This is a genomic window from Streptomyces sp. NPDC014733 (assembly GCF_043083385.1).
GTDB lineage: Bacteria > Actinomycetota > Actinomycetes > Streptomycetales > Streptomycetaceae > Streptomyces.
This window is the reverse complement of sequence record NZ_JBIBYO010000001.1, coordinates 775921-794304: the sequence shown is the minus strand read 5'-3', so window position 1 is coordinate 794304 and position 18384 is coordinate 775921. Positions and strand designations below refer to the sequence as shown.

15 protein-coding genes are annotated in these 18384 nt (G+C 72.6%); 13 read left to right on the top strand and 2 right to left on the bottom strand.

Annotated features, from left to right (window positions below; genetic code table 11):
- The first annotated feature begins 92 nt into the window (after nt 1–92).
- The 4 genes from ACF1BH_RS03490 to ACF1BH_RS03475 all read left to right on the top strand — a co-directional run bounded on the left by ACF1BH_RS03490 (nt 93) and on the right by ACF1BH_RS03475 (nt 1920).
- On the top strand, nt 93–584 hold the full coding sequence (locus ACF1BH_RS03490) for a hypothetical protein (RefSeq protein WP_391640700.1): 492 nt from the start codon (nt 93–95) through the stop codon (nt 582–584).
- Nucleotides 585–798: 214 nt separating this feature from the next.
- Entirely contained in the window at nt 799–1173 is a 375-nt protein-coding gene (locus ACF1BH_RS03485) for an SHOCT domain-containing protein (RefSeq protein ID WP_391640699.1), read from the top strand.
- A 359-nt stretch (nt 1174–1532) separates the two neighbouring features.
- Nucleotides 1533–1730, top strand: coding sequence for a Scr1 family TA system antitoxin-like transcriptional regulator (locus ACF1BH_RS03480; protein WP_391640698.1), 198 nt, complete (start codon nt 1533–1535; stop codon nt 1728–1730).
- Nucleotides 1675–1920 (top strand): Scr1 family TA system antitoxin-like transcriptional regulator, encoded by a 246-nt coding sequence (locus ACF1BH_RS03475; protein WP_391640697.1) that lies wholly within the window; start codon nt 1675–1677, stop codon nt 1918–1920. Before ACF1BH_RS03480 ends, ACF1BH_RS03475 begins: the two co-directional genes overlap by 56 nt.
- A gap of 177 nt (nt 1921–2097) precedes the next feature.
- Here ACF1BH_RS03475 and ACF1BH_RS03470 read toward each other — a convergent pair whose 3' ends face one another.
- Nucleotides 2098–4224, bottom strand: coding sequence for a tetratricopeptide repeat protein (locus ACF1BH_RS03470; protein WP_391641008.1), 2127 nt, complete (start codon nt 4222–4224; stop codon nt 2098–2100).
- A 459-nt stretch (nt 4225–4683) separates the two neighbouring features.
- On the opposite strand from ACF1BH_RS03470, the gene ACF1BH_RS03465 reads away from it, so the two are divergent.
- The 3 genes from ACF1BH_RS03465 to ACF1BH_RS03455 all read left to right on the top strand — a co-directional run bounded on the left by ACF1BH_RS03465 (nt 4684) and on the right by ACF1BH_RS03455 (nt 8704).
- Nucleotides 4684–4953, top strand: coding sequence for a hypothetical protein (locus tag ACF1BH_RS03465; protein ID WP_391640696.1), 270 nt, complete (start codon nt 4684–4686; stop codon nt 4951–4953).
- Nucleotides 4946–5557: a DUF6879 family protein gene (locus ACF1BH_RS03460; RefSeq protein ID WP_391640695.1), complete on the top strand. Its 612-nt coding sequence runs from the start codon at nt 4946–4948 to the stop codon at nt 5555–5557. Before ACF1BH_RS03465 ends, ACF1BH_RS03460 begins: the two co-directional genes overlap by 8 nt.
- A 288-nt stretch (nt 5558–5845) precedes the next feature.
- Complete coding sequence (locus tag ACF1BH_RS03455) at nt 5846–8704, top strand: FAD-binding and (Fe-S)-binding domain-containing protein (RefSeq protein ID WP_391640694.1); 2859 nt, start codon at nt 5846–5848, stop codon at nt 8702–8704.
- A 5-nt stretch (nt 8705–8709) separates the two neighbouring features.
- Here the strand turns inward: ACF1BH_RS03455 and ACF1BH_RS03450 are convergent, their stop codons facing one another.
- On the bottom strand, nt 8710–9567 hold the full coding sequence (locus tag ACF1BH_RS03450) for a LysR family transcriptional regulator (protein ID WP_391640693.1): 858 nt from the start codon (nt 9565–9567) through the stop codon (nt 8710–8712).
- Between the two features lie 69 nt (nt 9568–9636).
- Between ACF1BH_RS03450 and ACF1BH_RS03445 the strand changes: the two genes are divergently transcribed.
- The 6 genes from ACF1BH_RS03445 to ACF1BH_RS03420 all read left to right on the top strand — a co-directional run bounded on the left by ACF1BH_RS03445 (nt 9637) and on the right by ACF1BH_RS03420 (nt 18313).
- The gene (locus ACF1BH_RS03445) at nt 9637–10650 is read left to right on the top strand and encodes a DMT family transporter (RefSeq protein ID WP_391640692.1); all 1014 of its coding nucleotides are present in this window, start codon (nt 9637–9639) and stop codon (nt 10648–10650) included.
- A 305-nt stretch (nt 10651–10955) separates the two neighbouring features.
- On the top strand, nt 10956–11765 hold the full coding sequence (locus ACF1BH_RS03440; RefSeq protein ID WP_391640691.1) for a TIGR03084 family metal-binding protein: 810 nt from the start codon (nt 10956–10958) through the stop codon (nt 11763–11765).
- The gene (locus tag ACF1BH_RS03435; RefSeq protein WP_391640690.1) at nt 11762–13471 is read left to right on the top strand and encodes an acyclic terpene utilization AtuA family protein; all 1710 of its coding nucleotides are present in this window, start codon (nt 11762–11764) and stop codon (nt 13469–13471) included. The genes ACF1BH_RS03440 and ACF1BH_RS03435 overlap by 4 nt, the downstream gene beginning before the upstream one ends.
- Complete coding sequence (locus ACF1BH_RS03430) at nt 13468–15066, top strand: acyl-CoA carboxylase subunit beta (protein WP_391640689.1); 1599 nt, start codon at nt 13468–13470, stop codon at nt 15064–15066. Before ACF1BH_RS03435 ends, ACF1BH_RS03430 begins: the two co-directional genes overlap by 4 nt.
- 7 nt (nt 15067–15073) lie before the next feature.
- On the top strand, nt 15074–17014 hold the full coding sequence (locus tag ACF1BH_RS03425; protein WP_391640688.1) for a biotin carboxylase N-terminal domain-containing protein: 1941 nt from the start codon (nt 15074–15076) through the stop codon (nt 17012–17014).
- A gap of 123 nt (nt 17015–17137) precedes the next feature.
- Nucleotides 17138–18313: an acyl-CoA dehydrogenase family protein gene (locus ACF1BH_RS03420; protein WP_391640687.1), complete on the top strand. Its 1176-nt coding sequence runs from the start codon at nt 17138–17140 to the stop codon at nt 18311–18313.
- The last annotated feature ends 71 nt before the right edge of the window (nt 18314–18384 follow it).

Below are 18384 nucleotides of genomic sequence, written 5' to 3'. Positions count from 1 at the left end.
GGGCGCCGGACCCGGTGGCCGCGGCCGCCCGCCGCGCCCCTCGCCGCCGGCCGGGCAGCGGAGTGAACGACATCAGCGGACGGAGAACGGACATGGCAGCAACGACGGGCCGCAGGCGGCGGAAGTCACCGGGCACGGGCCCGCTCCGGAAGGCGGGTGCGGCCGTGGCCGTCGCGGTCGGCGCCTGCTGCGGGGCACCGTGGGCCACCGCCCCGGCCGCCGCCGACGCCCCCGCCGGCGGCATGGAGACCCACCACGGCCCTTCCCTCATCACGATCGACAACTCCAACGCCGACTCCTGGCTGGAGGTCGACCGCACCCTCAACATCCTGGCCCCCCTGAGCAAGGGCACGGCCGGCAGCGACCACGACGGGGGCGGTGGCGCGATCGACCAGCGTGTGGAGAACGGACAGGGCGTCCGGCAGAAGTCGGTGCCCCACGACGACCCCCGATCGGAGGACGAGGACGAGGCGGAGGACACCCCGCCGCGCCGCGAGAGCGCCGCCACCGGCGGCGACGACCCGGAGGGGGACGCGGACCACGACGACCGGCCGGGGAAACGGGCCGCCGCGAAGCGGCCCTGACCCGGCCCCGCGCCTGCCCGCCGCGGCCGTGACCGTGGGTGGCGTCACCCGGCGGACGCCGCCCGCCGCGGCTTCGACGGGTGAGGGCCGGGCGCCTGCGCGGCCGGGTGCGAGGTCGGCGCTTTCCGCCCCCGCCGCCCGGAGGGACCATGGAAGGGAGCACACCTACGGGCGCCCCCTGTGAGCAGCCACTGACGTGGGGAAGTGAACCGTCATGGGGTACTGGTACGGACACGGCGGAGCGTGGCTGTGGCCGTGGATGCTGGTCGGCCACCTCCTGTTCTGGATAGTGATCATCGTCGTCGCCGTCCTGCTCTACCGCGCCTTCACCCGGCGCCCCGGCCCACCCGGCGGCGGCCACCCCACCTGGGGCACCCCGCCCCCGCCCGGCACCTCCGGCCATGAGCCCGGCACCCCCGGCCGCGAGCCCCGCGCCGAGCAGATCCTCGCCGAGCGCTATGCCCGTGGGGAGATCGACGAGGAGGAGTACCGGCGACGGCTGACCACGCTCCGCGGGACGCCGCCGGGACCGCCCGGAGCGTCGGGACCGTCGGGGCCGACGCCACCGCCGGGCCCGCCGGAACCCTGACGGTCCGGGCGCCTGCCTGCGGTACGCGTCGAGAAGGTCCAACGCGTGGTTGAGCTTCGAGGCGATGTCGTCGGCCTCCTCGGGGGGGCGAAGGCGAAGGACATCGAGCAACTGCTTGACCTGTACGCCAAGCTCGGCCGGGATGTGAGCGACGAGTTGCGCGCAGCCTTGTTCGTCTTGACGAAAGAAGGCGCCCAGCGCGGCTGGTGGCACTCGTGCCGGGGCGTTCTCACACCCGTGTACGAGGACTTGATCAGCCTGGAAGCCGAGGCGGAGTCGGTGTGTACGTGGCAGCTCGGCCTGATTCCCGGGCTGCTTCAAAAGCTGAGTACGCACGCGAGATCATCCGGGCGACGGCGATGTCTGAGGCTGTCGAGGCCCAGGCCGGCGCCTTGGTCGAGATCCGGCTTGCTCGCCAAGCGATCCTTACCCGTGACAGTGATCCACTGGTGCTGTGGGCGATCATCTCGGAACGGGCGCTGCGTTCCGGCGCTCTGCTGCATGGGGCAGCCAGGCACGTTCACCATCCTGAGGTTCGGGCCTCATGCGGACCTTGATGTCGTCCACACGGAGGGATTGACCTCATCGCTCTACATCGAAGACAGCGACAAGGTCGCCGTGCACCGCGATGCCTACCAACGGATTTCGTCCGCCGCCGAGGCGGTTGAGGCGTCGGCGGAGTTGATCAGAGGCTTCTGGTCGGCCTTCATCGCGGACCTGGAGACCGATGTGGCTAGCCCTGGATGATGCGCCGGCCGCCGACCAGGCGGACGCAGCGCGGCGCCCCCTGTACGGCCTCGGCCGCGTAGGGGGCGCCGCGCTGTGCGGCCGAGGCCGTACCTCGGCTGGGCGGCAGTGATCACCCCCGCCGCCCCGGTCGTGCCGCGCGGCAACGGGCAGGAGGGCGAGGCCCCGGCGTTGGGGTCACCGCGCATTTCCTCGGGTTTCGAGTTCGGTCAGCAGTTTTCTGCTTGCGGCTGTGAAGGGATGGTTCGCGCCCAGGCTGTTCCGGCGCCTTTCCAGCACATCGCGCATCAGCTCGACAGCCACTTCGTAGTTGCCCAGTTTGTGTTGAATGCGAGCGTATACCTGTTGCGCTGAAATGGCGTTGGGGTAATCGGGACCGAAGCGCCGCTCGTATGTCGCGGCGACCTGTTGAATCTGCTCGTTGGCCGCTGAGAAGCGTCCGAGTACGTACAGTGCCCAGGAATGGTTGTGCTTCGCGCCTAGCGTGACCGTGTGGTCCGGGCCGAGATGCCTTTCGCAGATCAGGGGGAGGGAAAGGAGTGCGGAGTTTTCTTCCGCCTCCAATTCGGATGCCGAAAGCATCGCCAGGAGGCTGGATTGAGAACGGAGCGTCAACGGGTGTGCCTCCCCCAGCGCCGACCGTCGGCCCGCAGTCACGGTGCGCAGCAGTGAGAGGGCTTCGTTGCGCTTGCCGAGGTTCCCCAGGACCATTTGAAGGCCGTGACCGCTGTCCAAGGTGTCCGGGTCACAGGCTCCGAACAGTTGCTCCTGGCGGCTCCGGACCTCGCACAGCAGCGTCTCGGCCTCGTCATATCTCCCCAGCCGGAACAGCCCCCGGCCGCCCCTTGAGCGCGCAGCCAACACCGAGCGGTTCTCCGTCCCGAGGACCGACTCGGAAAGCTCAACGATGCTACGGGAATTTTCCCAGGCGGACAGGTAGTCACCCGTGCGGTGCAGGGCCGTGGCCAAGCGGTTGGCGATGCCCACCAGGTCTTCCGTGGTTTCGTGTGCCACCCCGCGTCGGAGCAGAGCGACGGCGTGCGGACCGAGCAGTCTCAGCCGCGGTTCTTCCGGACCGGCGTCCGGCATTTCGGGAATTGCCGCATTCAGCAATCTCGTGGCCGTGGAATTCAGCCCGGCAAGCGATTCCGGCGGTGTAGCGGAAGCGACGCTGTCGAGCAGAACTCCGTGGCCTTGAACGCACCGCACGCCACTGACGTCCACCAGCTCGGTGAGTGACTGGTCGAGCAGCGCCCGAAGTGCGGATTCGGTCCGGGCGCGGGGCAGTACGCCCGCGATCTCGGCTTGATTCAGCAGAGAGAGTGGTAGCGGCTCCGGGGCGAAACGGGCAAGCAGGCGGAGCAGCGTCACCGCTTCGGGAATGCCTCGTTCTTCGAATGCATCGAGTGTCAGTTGCCAGGTACGCCCCACGAGATGGCGTGGATCTTCATCCGACAAGATGTCAGCTCCCTGATCGATGAGTTCGACACGTTCTCCCGCCTCAAGGTGGAGCCTGTAGGCGTCCATCGTCCATGGGTCGAGTACCTGGTGCGACAGGAAGCCGCCCGCCAGCGTCAACGCGAGCGGCAACCGCCCCAACCGGTCGGCGATCTCGGCGGCTTGATCGAGCGTGCCACTGTCCGGCGCCAGGTCGCACAGCACCTGCGCGGCATCTTCGCGTGGCAGCACCCCGATGTGCTGCAACTCCGCTCCCGGCCACCATCGGGCGGCCGCGCGACGTGTGGTGACCACGACGATGCCCGCAGGGCTGGTGCGCAGCCAGCTGCCGTCCCGCAAGATCTCGGGATCGTCGGCGTTGTCGAGCACCAGCAGCCATGGCTCGGCCGAGGAATTGAGGTACTCCCACACCAGGTCGGCCCCGGGGCGCAATCCGTTACGGGCGGCCAGCAGTTCGCCGTCCGTGGCGCCGCGATCGGAGGCGACGGCGAGCATGCCTGAGCGCAGGCTTGCGCGGTCGGACGCGTTCACCCACAGGCCGACACGGTCGTTGTTTTCCGTGACGAGCTGAAAGAAGGAGTATGCGACGGCGGTCTTGCCGCAGCCTCCCATTCCGTGGAGAACGAATGCCTGGCCGCCTCCTCCGCCGACCGTGCTCAGCCGTAATCGCTCCAGCACGTCGGCGCGGTCGCGTAGCACCACGGGCGCTCTTCCCACGGCCGGCCGCCGAACCGAGTCGGGGCCGTTCGGCTCAGGGTTTTCACCCCGGTGGTAGTGGTACTCGTTGATGTGCTGATCCCGCGTCGATTGATAGACACGGCCGCCGTCTTCAGCATGGCCCCCCATGGCTTCTCTCATTGCTCGACCATATAGGGCTTTTGGTCGTCGCGGTACGGCCGGACCTGGTCATGTGCTGCGCCTCGCCGAACGATGAAAATAAACTTCCCGGTATTATCCGGGTCCGTGGCGTCACGTTGGTATATTCGATTCGCCGACAGAGCGACTGAAGTTGCTCCGGTGCTTGGTGTGAACGATGATGACTCTCTGTTCATCACTCCCCCTGACCCGCTTTAAAAGATTTAATTCCGCCTATATGACTTATGTCGGAATGGCGTGTCCGCGCTGAGCTGTCGACGCGCAAGATCGGCATCCTGGCACCGCCGGGCCCGAGCGGACAAGGGTCCGCCGGGGTGATGGCATATGCCTTTGTCTGTTTACCTACAATAATCTAAATATCGCCCTGGCGGGTGCGGTGGTCGGCCGCTATGCTCCTCGGGTCCAACGGGAGGCAGAGGAGGAGTCATTATGGCCAGGCCATGGGAAGCCGATCCGGAAACACACTTCAAAAGGCGGATCGGGAAATCCCCTCAAGAGTTGGGGACCACAACCGACAATCCCGACTGCCCCGATATCTGGGAACTTGAGAACGGGGACGTGGCCGTCATCGGCAGGGATCTGACCGGTTCGCTCGGAAAGCGCCTTCCCGACGGCGTATCAGTCGGGGCGGATGAGCGCCTCGTCGTCATCCCCCGAAGCATGATGATCGCAGCAAAGCCGGACATCCCCAGTGTTTGATTCGTTCCGGCACAGCACCTCAGAGCGTCTGGATCGACCGAACTACCACGCCGATTTCCGCCGCCACTACGAGGGCGGAATCCGCTCCCTGCGGAAACTCGAACGTGGGCAGAATTTCAAGGAGCGCGGATTCCCGAGTTGGGAGTCCTTCGCCATCGGGGACTGGGAAAGTGCACTCTCTCTCATCGAGGAAAAGCGCTCGGTCTATGGTGCGCAGTTCCAGAAGGCTGCCGGACTCGGGATTCTGGAGCGCCGGCTCCGCGTGGTGGAGTTCCCGATCACCCCGTACGTCCAGTGGGAAATGCATGTGCTGCGCCTGAGGGTTGAACTGGGTGACAACATTCGGGCCATCGATGCACGCAAGCTGGCGGACATCGAAGAAGAACACCTTGCGCCGGAGGTCGTCATCCTTGGCGATGACGTGATGTACGAGGTGGTCTACGACGATGACGGGAATGCCGCGGGGGCCCATCGCATCGCGGACAAGAAGGCCGTCGAGGAAACTTCCTCCGGGTTCGATGAGCTTTACTCTCGCGGCGAGGATTTCATGACGTTCTTCAACCGGGAGATCGCTCCGCTCGAAGCTCCGGCGGTGATCCATTGAGCGAGCGCTTTCCGATCTCGCGGTGCTGACCGTGAGGCGGGCGCACCTGCGCGACGGCGAAGCTCCTGGTGCACGGGTTTTCGACCGGTATCGCCCGTTTCTGCCAGGAGCTTCGCGTGTCTGACCCCCGTCATCGACGGATCGATCCCGCCCTGCTCCGCGCCACCTGAGCGAGCGGGCGACTCGCCGCCCGGCCACAGGACCCCCACTACGCCACCCGCTCCCCATCCGCCGCGCCCGGCCACGCCGTAACGCGGGAATCGGGTGTCCCGTGGGCAGGCTGCCCCCATGGCTGAACGTGTGGAGAAGCAGCGGCAGGACTTGGTGCGGGAGTTGGCGGCGGCGGTGCGGGGGGAGGTTTCCGGGGGGTCCGCCGAGCGGGCGCTGGTGACGATGGACGCGTCGAACTACCGGCGCGTCCCGGAGGCGGTGGTGGCGCCGCGGGATGCGGGGGACGTGGCGGAGGCGTTGCGGATCTGCCAGGAGCGGGGCGTGCCGGTCGTGCCGCGGGGCGGCGGGACGAGCATCGCCGGGCAGGCCACCGGCACCGGCGTCGTTCTCGACTTCACCCGGCATCTGCGGGGTATCGCGGACCTCGACCCGGAGGCGCGGACCGCCACCGTCGAGCCGGGGGTGATCTGCGACGACCTGCGGGCCGCGGCCGCCCGGCACGGGCTGACCTTCGGCCCGGACCCCTCCACCCACAGCCGGTGCACCCTCGGCGGCATGATCGGCAACAACGCGTGCGGATCGCACTCGGTCGCCTGGGGCACCACCGCCGACAACGTCGAGGAGTTGCGGCTGCTGACGTACGCGGGGGAGGAGGTGCGCGCCGGGCGTGGTGCGGGCACCGGTGGCGGGCCGACCGGGCTGCCGGCCCGCCTCGCGGACGGCGTACGGGGCCTCGTCGGACGGGAGTTGGCGCTGCTGCGGACCGGCTACCCGGAGCTGCCGCGGCGGATCTCCGGCTATGCGCTCGATGCGCTGCTGCCCGAGAACGGGACCGATCTGGCGCGGGCGCTGACCGGCAGCGAGGGCACGCTCGGGGTGCTGACCGAGGCGACCGTGCGGCTGGTCGAGGCGCCGGCCGCGCGGGCGCTGGCGGTCCTCGGGTACGCGGACGAGTCCGGGGCCGCCGAGGCCGCCCACACGCTGTTGCCGTACGGGCCGTTGACCGTCGAGGGGATGGCCGCCGACCTGGTGCGGGACGCCGCAGGGCTGCCCAGGGGCGGCGCGTGGCTCTTCGTCGAGACGGGGGGCGGGAGCGCCGCCGAGGCCGCCGCGCGGGCCGAGGAGATCTGCCGGGCGGCGGGCGGGGAGACCACCGGGCACACCGTCGTCGCCGACCCGGCCGGGCAGCGCGCCCTGTGGCGGGTGCGGGAGGACGCGGCGGGGACCGCCACGCGGATGCCGGATGGCACTGAAGCGTGGCCCGGGTGGGAGGACTGCGCGGTGCCGCCCGCCCGGCTCGGGCCCTACCTGCGGGAATTCCGTGCGCTCCTCGCCCGGCACGGGCTGCGCGGCACCCCGTACGGGCACTTCGGGGACGGATGCATCCACGTCCGGATCGATTTCGATCTGCTGAGCGCGGCGGGGGTGCGGCGCTTCCGGGAGTTCTCCGTCGATCTCGCGGACCTCGTCGTCGCGCACGGCGGGTCGCTCTCCGGCGAGCACGGGGACGGGCAGGCCCGCGCCGAGCTGCTGCCGCGGATGTACGGGCGGGAACTCATCGGCGTCTTCGAGGAGTTCAAGGCGTTGTGGGACCCGGCGGACGGGCTCAACCCGGGGATGCTGGTGCGGCCCGCGCGGCTGGACGAGAACCTGCGGTTCGCGGTGTTGCCGCGGGAGCCGGTGCCGGTGGAGTTCGGATACCCGCACGACGGCGGGGACTTCTCGGCCGCCGTGCGCCGGTGCGTGGGCGTCGCCCGGTGCCGTACGGAGCACGTCGCCCCGGGCTCGTCCGAGGTGATGTGCCCGTCGTTCCGGGCGACCCGGGAGGAACGGCACTCGACCCGGGGGCGGGCGCGGTTGCTGCACGAGATGCTGGCCGGGGAGGTCGTGACGGACGGCTGGCGGTCGCCGGAGGTGCGCGACGCGCTCGATCTGTGTCTGTCGTGCAAGGGGTGCCGCAGCGACTGCCCGGTCGGCGTGGACATGGCCACGTACAAGGCGGAGTTCCTGCACCACCACTACGCGGGGCGGGTGCGGCCCGCCGCGCACTACAGCATGGGGCGGCTGCCGGGCTGGCTGCGGGCCGCGGCGCCGCTCGCGCCGCTGTTCAACGCGGCGGCGCGGACCCCGCTCGCCGCCCTCGGCAAACGCCTCGGCGGCATCGCCCCGCAGCGAGAGATCCCCGAACTGGCGACGGAACCGTTCACCCGGTGGTTCGCCCGCCGCAGCCGGGGGCGGACGGCGCCGCTGGACGCGGCGCGGACCGTCGTCCTGTGGCCCGACACCTTCACCACCTACCTCGCGCCGCGGGTCGGCCGGGCCGCCGTCCGGGTGCTGGAGGCCGCCGGGCAGCAGATCGCGATGCCGGGGCCCGGCGTCTGCTGCGGGCTGACGTATGTCTCGACCGGGCAGCTCGGCACCGCGCGGAAGGTCATGCGCCGCACCCTGGACCGGATGGCACGCGCGGACGGCCACCCGCTCGTCGTCCTCGAACCGAGCTGTGCCGCCACCCTCCGCACCGATCTGCCGGAGCTGCTGCCGGACGATCCGCGGGCCGCCGCGCTCGCCGCGTCCGTACGGACCTTCGCCGAGGTGCTGGAGGAGCGGGCCCCCGACTGGCGGCCGCCGCGCCTCGACCGGCCGGTCGTCGGGCAGACCCACTGCCACCAGCACGCCGTCCTCGGCGACGCGGCCGACCGGCGGCTGCGTGAGAAGGCGGGCCTGACCGGGACGCTCAGCGGCGGCTGCTGCGGCCTCGCCGGGAACTTCGGCTTCGAGGACGGCCACTGGGACGTCTCCGTCGCCTGCGCGGAGGAACAGCTGCTGCCCGCCGTACGGAACGCCCCGGACGGCGCGGAGGTCGTCGCCGACGGGTTCTCCTGCCGGACCCAGCTCGCCCAGCTGGGGGAGCGGCCCGGCCGCCATCTCGCGGAGGTGCTGGCCGAGGCGCTGGACGGGGGTGCACCGCCCGCGTAGGCCGGTCACCCCTCCCGCAGCACCTCCCGCGCCAGCCGCCGCAGATCCGCCAGCGCCGGATGCCCCGGCTCGTCGCGCCAGGCGAGGACGACCGGGACCGGCGGGGCGTCGGTCAGCGGGACGTACGCCATGGTCGGCAGCGGGTGCATCCGGGCGGTCGCGGTGGTCGTGACGCCGACCGCCCGGCCGCCGGTGATCGCGGCCAGCCAGTCGTCGGTGTTGCCGATGGTCACCGTGGAGGTGGGGCGGGCGTCCGGCGGCCACATGTCGAGGGTGGTGGTGCCGGAGACGGTGTTCAGGGCGAGGGTGCGGTCCGCGAGGTCGGTGAGGGAGAGGTGCGGGCGGGTGGCGAGCGGGTCGTCGGCGGCGAGCCCCGCCACCCGCTCCTCGGTGAGCAGCAGTTCGGTGACGAGCCCCGGCGTGCGGACCTCACCGCGCAGCAGCGCCGCGTCCACGTCGCCGCGCGCCAGCCCCGCCGTACGGTCGTCGATCCGCAGCAGCTCCAGCGGGGTGTCCGGATGCTCCCGGTGCCAGCGGCGCAGCAGCCGCGGGGTGTACGGACCCGCCGCCGACCAGGCGTGGCCCAGCCGCAGCGGCCAGGCGGCGCCGCGGGCGAGGCGGAGCGCCCGGTCGAAGGCGGCGGTGGCGAGCGCCGCCTGGTCGCGGAAGCGCAGCCCCTCGGCGGTGAGCGCCAGATGGTGGGTGGAGCGGTCGACGAGCCGGACGCCCAGTTCCTGCTCCAGCTGGCGCAGGGTGCGCGAGACGGCGGGCTGCGTCAGATGCAGCCGCTCGGCGGCGCGGGTGACGCTGAGGGTGTCGGCGATGGCGAGGAAGCAGCGGAAGTGACGCAGCTCGATGCTCATACGCGCGGAGCATAACAACAGGAAAAACGGCATTTCACGGACCGGATCGGCGGGCCTTAGCGTGGTGGCGTGAACTCCTCGTCCCCCGGTCCCGACGGCGCCGCCGCGCCCGCCTCCGCCCGCTCCGCCGCCGCGTCGCGCACCGACCCGGCGGCCCCGGACCCGGTGGGCGTCCCGCATCCCGTCCCGCCCTCCCCGGAGGTCGCCGCGGCCGAGGCGGCGGGCGGTGCGGGCGGGCGGCGCGGCCGGCTGGCGTCGGTGGCGCTGGTGATCGGCGGGATCGTCTCGCTGCAGTTCGGCTCGTCGGTCGCGGTGCTGCTCTTCCCGCGCGCCGGGGCGCTGGGCGTGGTCACGCTGCGGCTGGTGGTGGCGTCGCTGGTGCTGCTGATCGCCTGCCGCCCGAAGCTGCGCGGCTACGGGCGCGGCGACTGGGCCACCGTCGTCGGCTTCGGTATCGCCCTGGCCGGTATGAACTCCCTCTTCTACCAGGCGATCGACCGCATCCCGCTGGGCGCGGCGGTCACCCTGGAGTTCCTGGGCCCGCTGATCCTGTCGGTCGCCACCTCCCGCCGGGTGCTGAGCCTGCTGTGGGCGGCGCTGGCGCTGGGCGGTGTGGTGCTGCTGGGGCGGGAGGGCTTCGACGGGCTGAACCTCACCGGCGCGGCCTTCGCGCTGGCCGCGGGCGGGCTGTGGGCCGCGTACATCCTGCTGTCGGCGCGGGCCGGACAGCGTTTCCCGCAGGCCGACGGGCTGGCGCTGGCGATGACCGTCGCGGCGCTGCTCAGCCTGCCGCTGGGCATCGCCTCCGCCGGACGGGCGCTGCTGGATCCCGTCACTCTCGGGCTGGGCGCCGCCGTCGCCCTGATGTCGTCGGTGCTGCCGTACACCCTCGAACTCCTCGCCCTGCGCAAGCTCCCGGCCTCCGGCTTCGCCGTGATGATGAGCCTGGAGCCGGCCGCCGCGGCCACCGCCGGGTTCCTCGTCCTCCATCAGGCGCTGGGCTGGGCGGAGATCGTCGCCATCGGCCTGGTCGTGGTCGCGAGCGTGGGCGCGGTACGGAGCGCGGGGGAGGGGCACGGCTGAGCCGCTTCCTCGACGAGGTGCGGGGCGCGGGCCGGTCGGCTCGCGCCCCGTTGTCGTGTGCGGCCGCCTGCGCGCTCCGGTGCGCCCGCCCGTCCGGCCGAAAATCATGCAGGCGTGCTTGATTGTTTCTCTGGGGGCTGCCACGCTCGGACCGCACCACGGGCCCGCCGCCGCGAACGGGCGGCCGAGCGCTTCCCGGGTGCGTACGCCGAGCACGTAGCAGTCAGCAGTCAGCAAATCGCACACCGAACAGGCAGGGCAGCTGATCCGGGTCCGTCCACGGCGGGTCCGGGAGGGAGTGTCGCGTGGCCGATCCCGGCGCCGTACTGGCGGATCTCAGGGACGAGAGCGAGGAGCTGGACGCGCTGGTCGCCGCGGTGCCGGCCGGGCGGTGGGCGGAGCCGACGCCCGCCCCCGGGTGGCGCGTCGCGCACCAGATCGCCCACCTCGCCTGGACCGACCGGCAGGCGCTCGCCGCCGCGACCGACCCGGACGCCTTCGCCCGCGCCGTCGCGCACGCCCTCGCGGCGCCGGACACCTTCGTCGACGAGGGCGCCGAGGAGGGGGCGCGGCAGGAGCCCGCCGCGCTGCTCGCCGGGTGGCGGGCCGGGCGTGAGGCGCTGCTCACCGCGTTGCGTGCGGTGCCGGACGGGACGAAGCTGCCGTGGTTCGGCCCGCCGATGAGCGTCGCGTCGATGGCCACCGGGCGGCTGATGGAGACCTGGGCGCACGGCCAGGACGTCGCCGACGCGCTCGGCGCCGTCCGGACGCCCACCGCCCGGCTGCGCCACGTCGCCCGGATCGGCGTCCGGGCCCGGAACTTCGCCTACACCGCACGCCACCTCCCGCCCCCGGACGAGGAGTTCCGCGTCGAGCTGCGGGCGCCCGACGGGGCGGTGTGGACGTACGGGCCGGCGGGCGCCCGGCAGCGGGTCACCGGTGAGGCGCTGGAGTTCTGCCTGCTGGTGACCCAGCGGGCGCACCGCGACGACCTGCCGAGCCTGCGCGCCGAGGGCGCCGACGCCGACCGCTGGCTGTCCATCGCCCAGGCGTTCGCGGGCCCGCCGGGGCCGGGCCGGGCGCCGTCCGGCACGGGCGGGGGAGCGGCCGGATGAGCGGCGAGGCGCTGCGGATCGGCAACGCCTCCGGCTTCTACGGCGACCGCTTCGACGCCCTGCGCACAATGCTCACCGGCGGCCCGCTCAACGTGCTGACCGGCGACTATCTGGCCGAGCTGACCATGCTGATCCTCGGCCGCGACCGGCTCAAGGACCCGAGGCGCGGCTACGCCAGGACCTTCCTGCGGCAGTTGGAGGACGGCCTCGGGCTCGCCGCCGAGCGCGGCGTCAAAATCGTCACCAACGCGGGCGGACTCAACCCCGCCGGGCTCGCCGACGCCGTACGGGAGTTGGCGGACAAGGTCGGCGTGCCCGTACGGGTCGCCCATGTCGAGGGCGACGACCTGCTGGCCACCGGGGACCGCGCCCGCTGGGGCGACGGGGTGCTCACCGCCAACGCCTACCTCGGCGGCGACGGCATCGCCGCCTGTCTGCGGGCCGGGGCCGACGTCGTGGTCACCGGGCGGGTCACCGACGCCGCGCTGGTCAGCGGCGCCGCGGCAGCCCACTTCGGGTGGGGCCCGGACGACCTGGACGCGCTGGCCGGGGCGGTCGTCGCCGGGCACGTCCTGGAGTGCGGCACCCAGGCCACCGGCGGCAACTACAGCTTCTTCGGTGACCACGACGTACGCCGCCCCGGCTTCCCGCTCGCCGAGATCGCCGCCGACGGCACCGCCGTGATCACCAAACACCCCGGCACCGGCGGCGCCGTCACCACCGGCACCGTCACCGCCCAGCTCCTCTACGAGACCGACGGCGCCCGCTACGCCGGACCGGACGTCACCGCCCGGCTCGACACCGTCCGGCTGCACCAGGACGGGCCCGACCGGGTCCGGATCGACGGGGTGCGCGGCGAGGCGCCGCCGCCCGCGCTGAAGGCGGGGCTGACCCGGCTCGGCGGCTGGCGCAACGAGGTCACGTTCGTGCTGACCGGGCTGGACATCGAGGCCAAGGCGGCGCTGGTCCGGGAGCAGATGGCGGCGGCGTTCGAGGCGGCGGGCGCCCGCCCCGCCGAGGTGCGGTGGACGCTGGCGCGCACCGACCACGCCGACGCGTCGGTCCAGGAGGAGGCGAGCGCGCTGCTGCGGCTCGTCGTCCGCGACCGGGACGAGGCGGCCGTCGGCCGGGCGGTCAGCGGCGCCGCCGTCGAACTGGCGCTGGGCAGCTACCCCGGCTTCCACCTCACCGCGCCGCCCGGCAAGGGCGCCCCGTACGGCGTCTTCGAGGCGGTGCCGGTGGCGCGCGCGGAGGTGACGCACACGGCGGTGCTGCCCGACGGCACCCGCCACCCGGTGGCGCCGCCCGCCGCCACCCGGGAGCTGGTCCGGCTGCCCGACCCGGAGCCGCCGGCACCGCCGGCCGCCGGGCTGCCGGTCCGCCGGGCCCCGCTCGGCGCGGTCTGCGGCGCCCGCAGCGGCGACAAGGGCGGCTCCGCCAACGTCGGCGTATGGGCCCGGACGGAGCCGGCGTGGCGGTGGCTCGCCCACACGCTGACCGTGCGGAAATTCCGTGAACTGCTGCCGGAGACGGACGGGTTGACCGTCGACCGGCATCTGCTGCCCGGTCTCCGGTCGGTGAACTTCGTGGTCGAGGGGCTGCTGGGGGAGGGCGTCGCCGCACAGGCGCGTTTCGATCCGCAGGCCAAGGCGGTGGGGGAGTGGCTGCGCTCCCGGCACCTGGAGATACCGGAGGTACTGCTGTGACCGTCCTGGCGACCGCGCTCGACACCACGGACGAGGCGTACGCGCAGCGGCGTACGGAGATGCTGGCCAAGCTCGCGGAGGTCGAGGAGGCCCACGGGCAGGCGCTGGCGGGCGGCGGCGAGAAGTACCTCGCCCGCCACCGGAAGCGCGGCAAGCTGCCCGCCCGCGAGCGCATCGAGCTGCTGCTCGACCCGGACACACCGTTCCTGGAGCTGTCGCCGCTCGCCGCCTGGGGAAGCGACTACGCGACGGGCGCCGCGCTGGTCACCGGTATCGGCGTGGTCGAGGGCGTGGAGTGCCTGATCACCGCCAACGATCCGACGGTCCGCGGCGGCGCCTCCAACCCGTGGACGCTGAAGAAGGCGCTGCGGGCCAACGAGATCGCGTACGCCAACCGGCTGCCGGTGATCTCGCTCGTCGAGTCCGGCGGCGCGGATCTGCCGAGCCAGAAGGAGATCTTCATCCCGGGCGGGGCGCTCTTCAAGGACCTCACCCAGCTCTCCGCCGCCGGGATCCCGACCGTCGCCGTGGTCTTCGGCAACTCCACCGCGGGCGGCGCGTACGTCCCCGGGATGTCCGACCACGTGATCATGGTCAAGGAGCGCGCCAAGGTCTTCCTCGGCGGTCCGCCGCTGGTCAAGATGGCCACCGGCGAGGAGAGCGACGACGAATCGCTGGGCGGCGCCGAGATGCACGCCCGCACCTCCGGACTCGCCGACCACCTCGCGCTCGACGAGCCGGACGCGCTGCGCCGGGCCCGCCGGGTCGTCGCCCGCCTCAACTGGCGCAAGGCACACCCCGATCCGGCGCCCGCGCCGCCGCCGGAGTACGACGCCGAGGAGCTGCTCGGCATCGTCCCCGGCGACCTCAAGGCGCCCTTCGATCCCGCCGAGGTGATCGCCCGGATCGTCGACGGCTCCGACTTCGACGCCTTCAAGCCGCTCTACGGCACCAGCCTGACCTGCGGCTGGGCCACCCTGCACGGCTATCCCGTCGGCATCCTCGCCAACGCCCGCGGGGTGCTGTTCAGCGAGGAGTCCCAGAAGGCCGCGCAGTTCATCCAGTTGGCCAACCAGCGCGACATCCCGCTGCTCTTCCTGCACAACACCACCGGCTACATGGTCGGCAAGGAGTACGAGCAGGGCGGCATCATCAAGCACGGCGCGATGATGATCAACGCGGTCTCCAACTCGAAGGTCCCGCACCTCTCCGTCCTGATGGGCGCCTCCTACGGCGCCGGCCACTACGGCATGTGCGGCCGCGCCTACGACCCCCGCTTCCTCTTCAGCTGGCCGACCGCCAAATCCGCCGTCATGGGCCCGCAGCAACTGGCCGGGGTCCTGTCGATCGTCGCCCGCGCCTCGGCCGCCGCGAAGGGGCAGCCGTACGACGAGGAGGCGGACGCCGGGCTGCGGGCGATGGTCGAGCAGCAGATCGAGTCGGAGTCGCTGCCGCTCTTCCTCTCCGGGCGGCTCTACGACGACGGCGTCATCGACCCCCGCGACACCCGCACCGTTCTCGGCCTGTGCCTGTCCGCCGTGCACACCGCGCCCGTCGAGGGCGCGCGCGGCGGCTTCGGCGTCTTCCGGATGTGAGGCAGCAATGACCGATCGGACACCGACGACCCCTTCCCCCCTCACTCTTTCGAGTGTTCTTGTCGCCAACCGCGGGGAGATCGCACGCCGGGTCTTCCGCACCTGCCGGGAGCTGGGCCTCGCCACCGTCGCCGTCCACTCCGACGCGGACGCCGGTGCCCCGCACGTCCGCGAGGCCGACGCCGCCGTCCGGCTGCCGGGCGACGCGCCCGCCGACACCTACCTCCGCGGCGACCTGATCGTGAAAGCCGCGCTCGCCGCCGGCGCCGACGCCGTCCACCCCGGCTACGGCTTCCTCTCCGAGAACGCCGCCTTCGCCACCGCCGTCACCGGCGCCGGGCTGACCTGGATCGGCCCGCCGCCCGAGGCGATCGAGGCGATGGCGTCCAAGACCCGCGCGAAGGAGCTGATGGCGGCTGCCGGGGTCCCGCTGCTCGCGCCCGTCGACCCGGCCACCGCCACCGCCGCCGACCTCCCGCTGCTGGTCAAGGCCGCATCCGGCGGTGGCGGCCGCGGGATGCGGATCGTCACCGAACTCTCCGCACTCGACGGAGAGTTGGCGGCCGCCCGGGCCGAGGCCGCCGCCGCGTTCGGGGACGGCGAGGTCTTCGTCGAGCCGTACGTCACCGGTGGCCGCCACGTCGAGGTGCAGATCCTCGCCGACGCGCACGGCGGCGTCTGGACGCTCGGCACCCGCGACTGCTCCCTCCAGCGCCGCCACCAGAAGGTCATCGAGGAGGCGCCCGCCCCCGGACTCCCCGACGGGCTCCGCACCACGCTGCACGAGGCCGCCGCCCGCGCCGCCCGGGCCATCGGCTACCGCGGCGCCGGCACCGTCGAATTCCTCGTCGCCGCCGACGGCCGCGCCTTCTTCCTGGAGATGAACACCCGCCTCCAGGTCGAGCACCCCGTCACCGAGGAGATCTACCGCCTCGACCTCGTAGCCCTCCAACTCTCCGTCGCCGAGGGGCACCCGCTGGACGCCGCCCCGCCGCTGCCCCGCGGTCACGCCGTCGAGGCGCGGCTCTACGCCGAGGACCCGGCGGCCGACTGGCGGCCCGGCACCGGCCCGCTGCACCGCCTCGCCGTGCCCGGCGCCGTCCGCCTCGACTCCGGCGTCACCGACGGCTCGGTGATCACCGCGCACTACGACCCGATGCTTGCCAAGGTCATCGCCTGGGCCCCGACCCGCGCCGAGGCCGTCCGCCGCCTCGCCCACGCCCTCGAACGCGCCCGCATCCACGGCCCGGTCACCAACCGCGACCTGCTGGTCCGCTCCCTGCGCCACCCCGCCTTCACCACCACCGACGGCCTCGACACCGGCTTCTACGACCGCCATCTCACCGAGCTGACCGGCCACGACGCGGCGCACCCGGCCCGCACCCGGCTCGCCGCGCTGGCCGCCGCCCTCGCCGACGCCCACGGCCGCTCCCGCTTCGGCGGCTTCCGCAACCTGCCCTCCCAGCCGCAGGTCAAGACGTACGCCGCCGACGGGGAGACGTACGGGATCCGCTACCGCCTGGTGCGCGGCGCGCTGCACGCCGAGGACTTCCCCGGCGTACGGCTGCTGGCGCACACGGCGGACGGCGTCGTCCTCGACGTCGACGGGGTGCGGCGGGAGTTCGCGGTGGCGCGCTACGGCGACCGGGTCCATGTCGACACCGCCACCGGCGGCCACGCCTTCACCGCGCTGTCCCGCTTCCCCGACCCCGCCGACCGCACCCGCCCCGGCTCGCTGCTCGCCCCGATGCCCGGCACCGTCGTCCGCCTCGCCCCCGGACTCGCCGAGGGCGACCGGGTCGAGGCCGGGGCGCCGCTGCTCTGGATGGAGGCGATGAAGATGGAGCACACCGTCACCGCCCCCGCCGCCGGCACGCTGACCAGCCTGCCGGTCCGCGTCGGGACGCAGGTGGAGGTCGGTGCCCTGTTGGCGGTGGTGGGCGACTGACGGCCGTGCGCCGCGCCCGGCCGGGCCCCGACGGCCGGCCCCCGCCCCCGTATCCCATGCCTCACCCCACTCACCCCACTCACCCCGCTCACCCGTCTCACCTGCCGCACAGAGGGAGCCCTCATGAGCACCGCCCTGCGCAACTCCGTGATCGAGACCGAGGAACAGCGTGATCTGCGCGCCGCCGTCGCGGCGCTCGGCAAGCGGTACGGCCGGGAGTACTTCACCCGCGTCGTCGCCGAGGGGCGCCACACCGACGAACTCTGGGCGGAGGCCGCCGGGCTCGGCTACCTCGGCGTCAACCTCCCCGAGGAGTACGGCGGCGGAGGCGGCGGCATCGTCGAACTTTCCCTCGTCCTCGAAGAGTTGGGGGCCGCCGGCTGCCCGCTGCTGATGATGGTGGTCTCCCCGGCCATCTGCGGCACCGTCATCGCCCGCTTCGGCACCGAGGAACAGAAGCGCACCTGGCTGCCGGGGCTCGCCGACGGCAGCCGCACCATGGCCTTCGGCATCACCGAACCGGACGCCGGCTCCAACTCCCACAAGATCACCACCACCGCCCGCCGCGACGGCGCGGACTGGATACTCACCGGCCGCAAGGTCTTCGTCTCCGGCGTCGACATCGCCGAGGTCACCCTCGTCGTCGGCCGCACCGAGGACGCCCGCACCGGCCGCCTCAAGCCCTGTCTCTTCCTCGTCCCACGCGACGCGCCCGGCTTCGGCCGCAGCCCCATCCCGATGGAACTCGCCGCCCCCGAGAAGCAGTTCGAGCTGGTCCTCGACGACGTCCGGCTGCCCGCCGACGCACTCGTCGGCGACGAGGACGCCGGACTCCTCCAACTCTTCGCCGGGCTCAACCCCGAACGCATCATGACCGCCGCGTTCGCCCTCGGTATGGGCCGCTACGCCCTCGAACGCGCCGTCGATTACGCCCGCACCCGGCAGGTCTGGAAGGACCCCATCGGCGCCCACCAGGCCATCGCCCATCCGCTCGCCCAGGCCCATATCGACCTGGAATGCGCCCGCCTGATGATGGGGAAGGCCGCCCACCTCTACGACGCCGGGGACGACATCGGCGCCGGAGAAGCCGCCAACATGGCGAAGTACGCTGCCGGGGAGGCCGCCGTCCGCGCCGTCGACCAGGCCGTCCACACCCTCGGCGGCAACGGCCTCACCCACGAGTACGGCCTCGCGTCCCTCGTCACCGCCGCCCGCGTCGCGCGGATCGCCCCCGTCAGCCGAGAGATGATCCTGAACTACATCTCCCACCAGACGCTGGGCCTCCCCAAGTCGTACTGAGGCAGCGCGAACGGGGGCCGCAGGAACCACCCTCCCCGAGCGCGGCGCGGCGTCCCCGCCTCCGCGCCGTG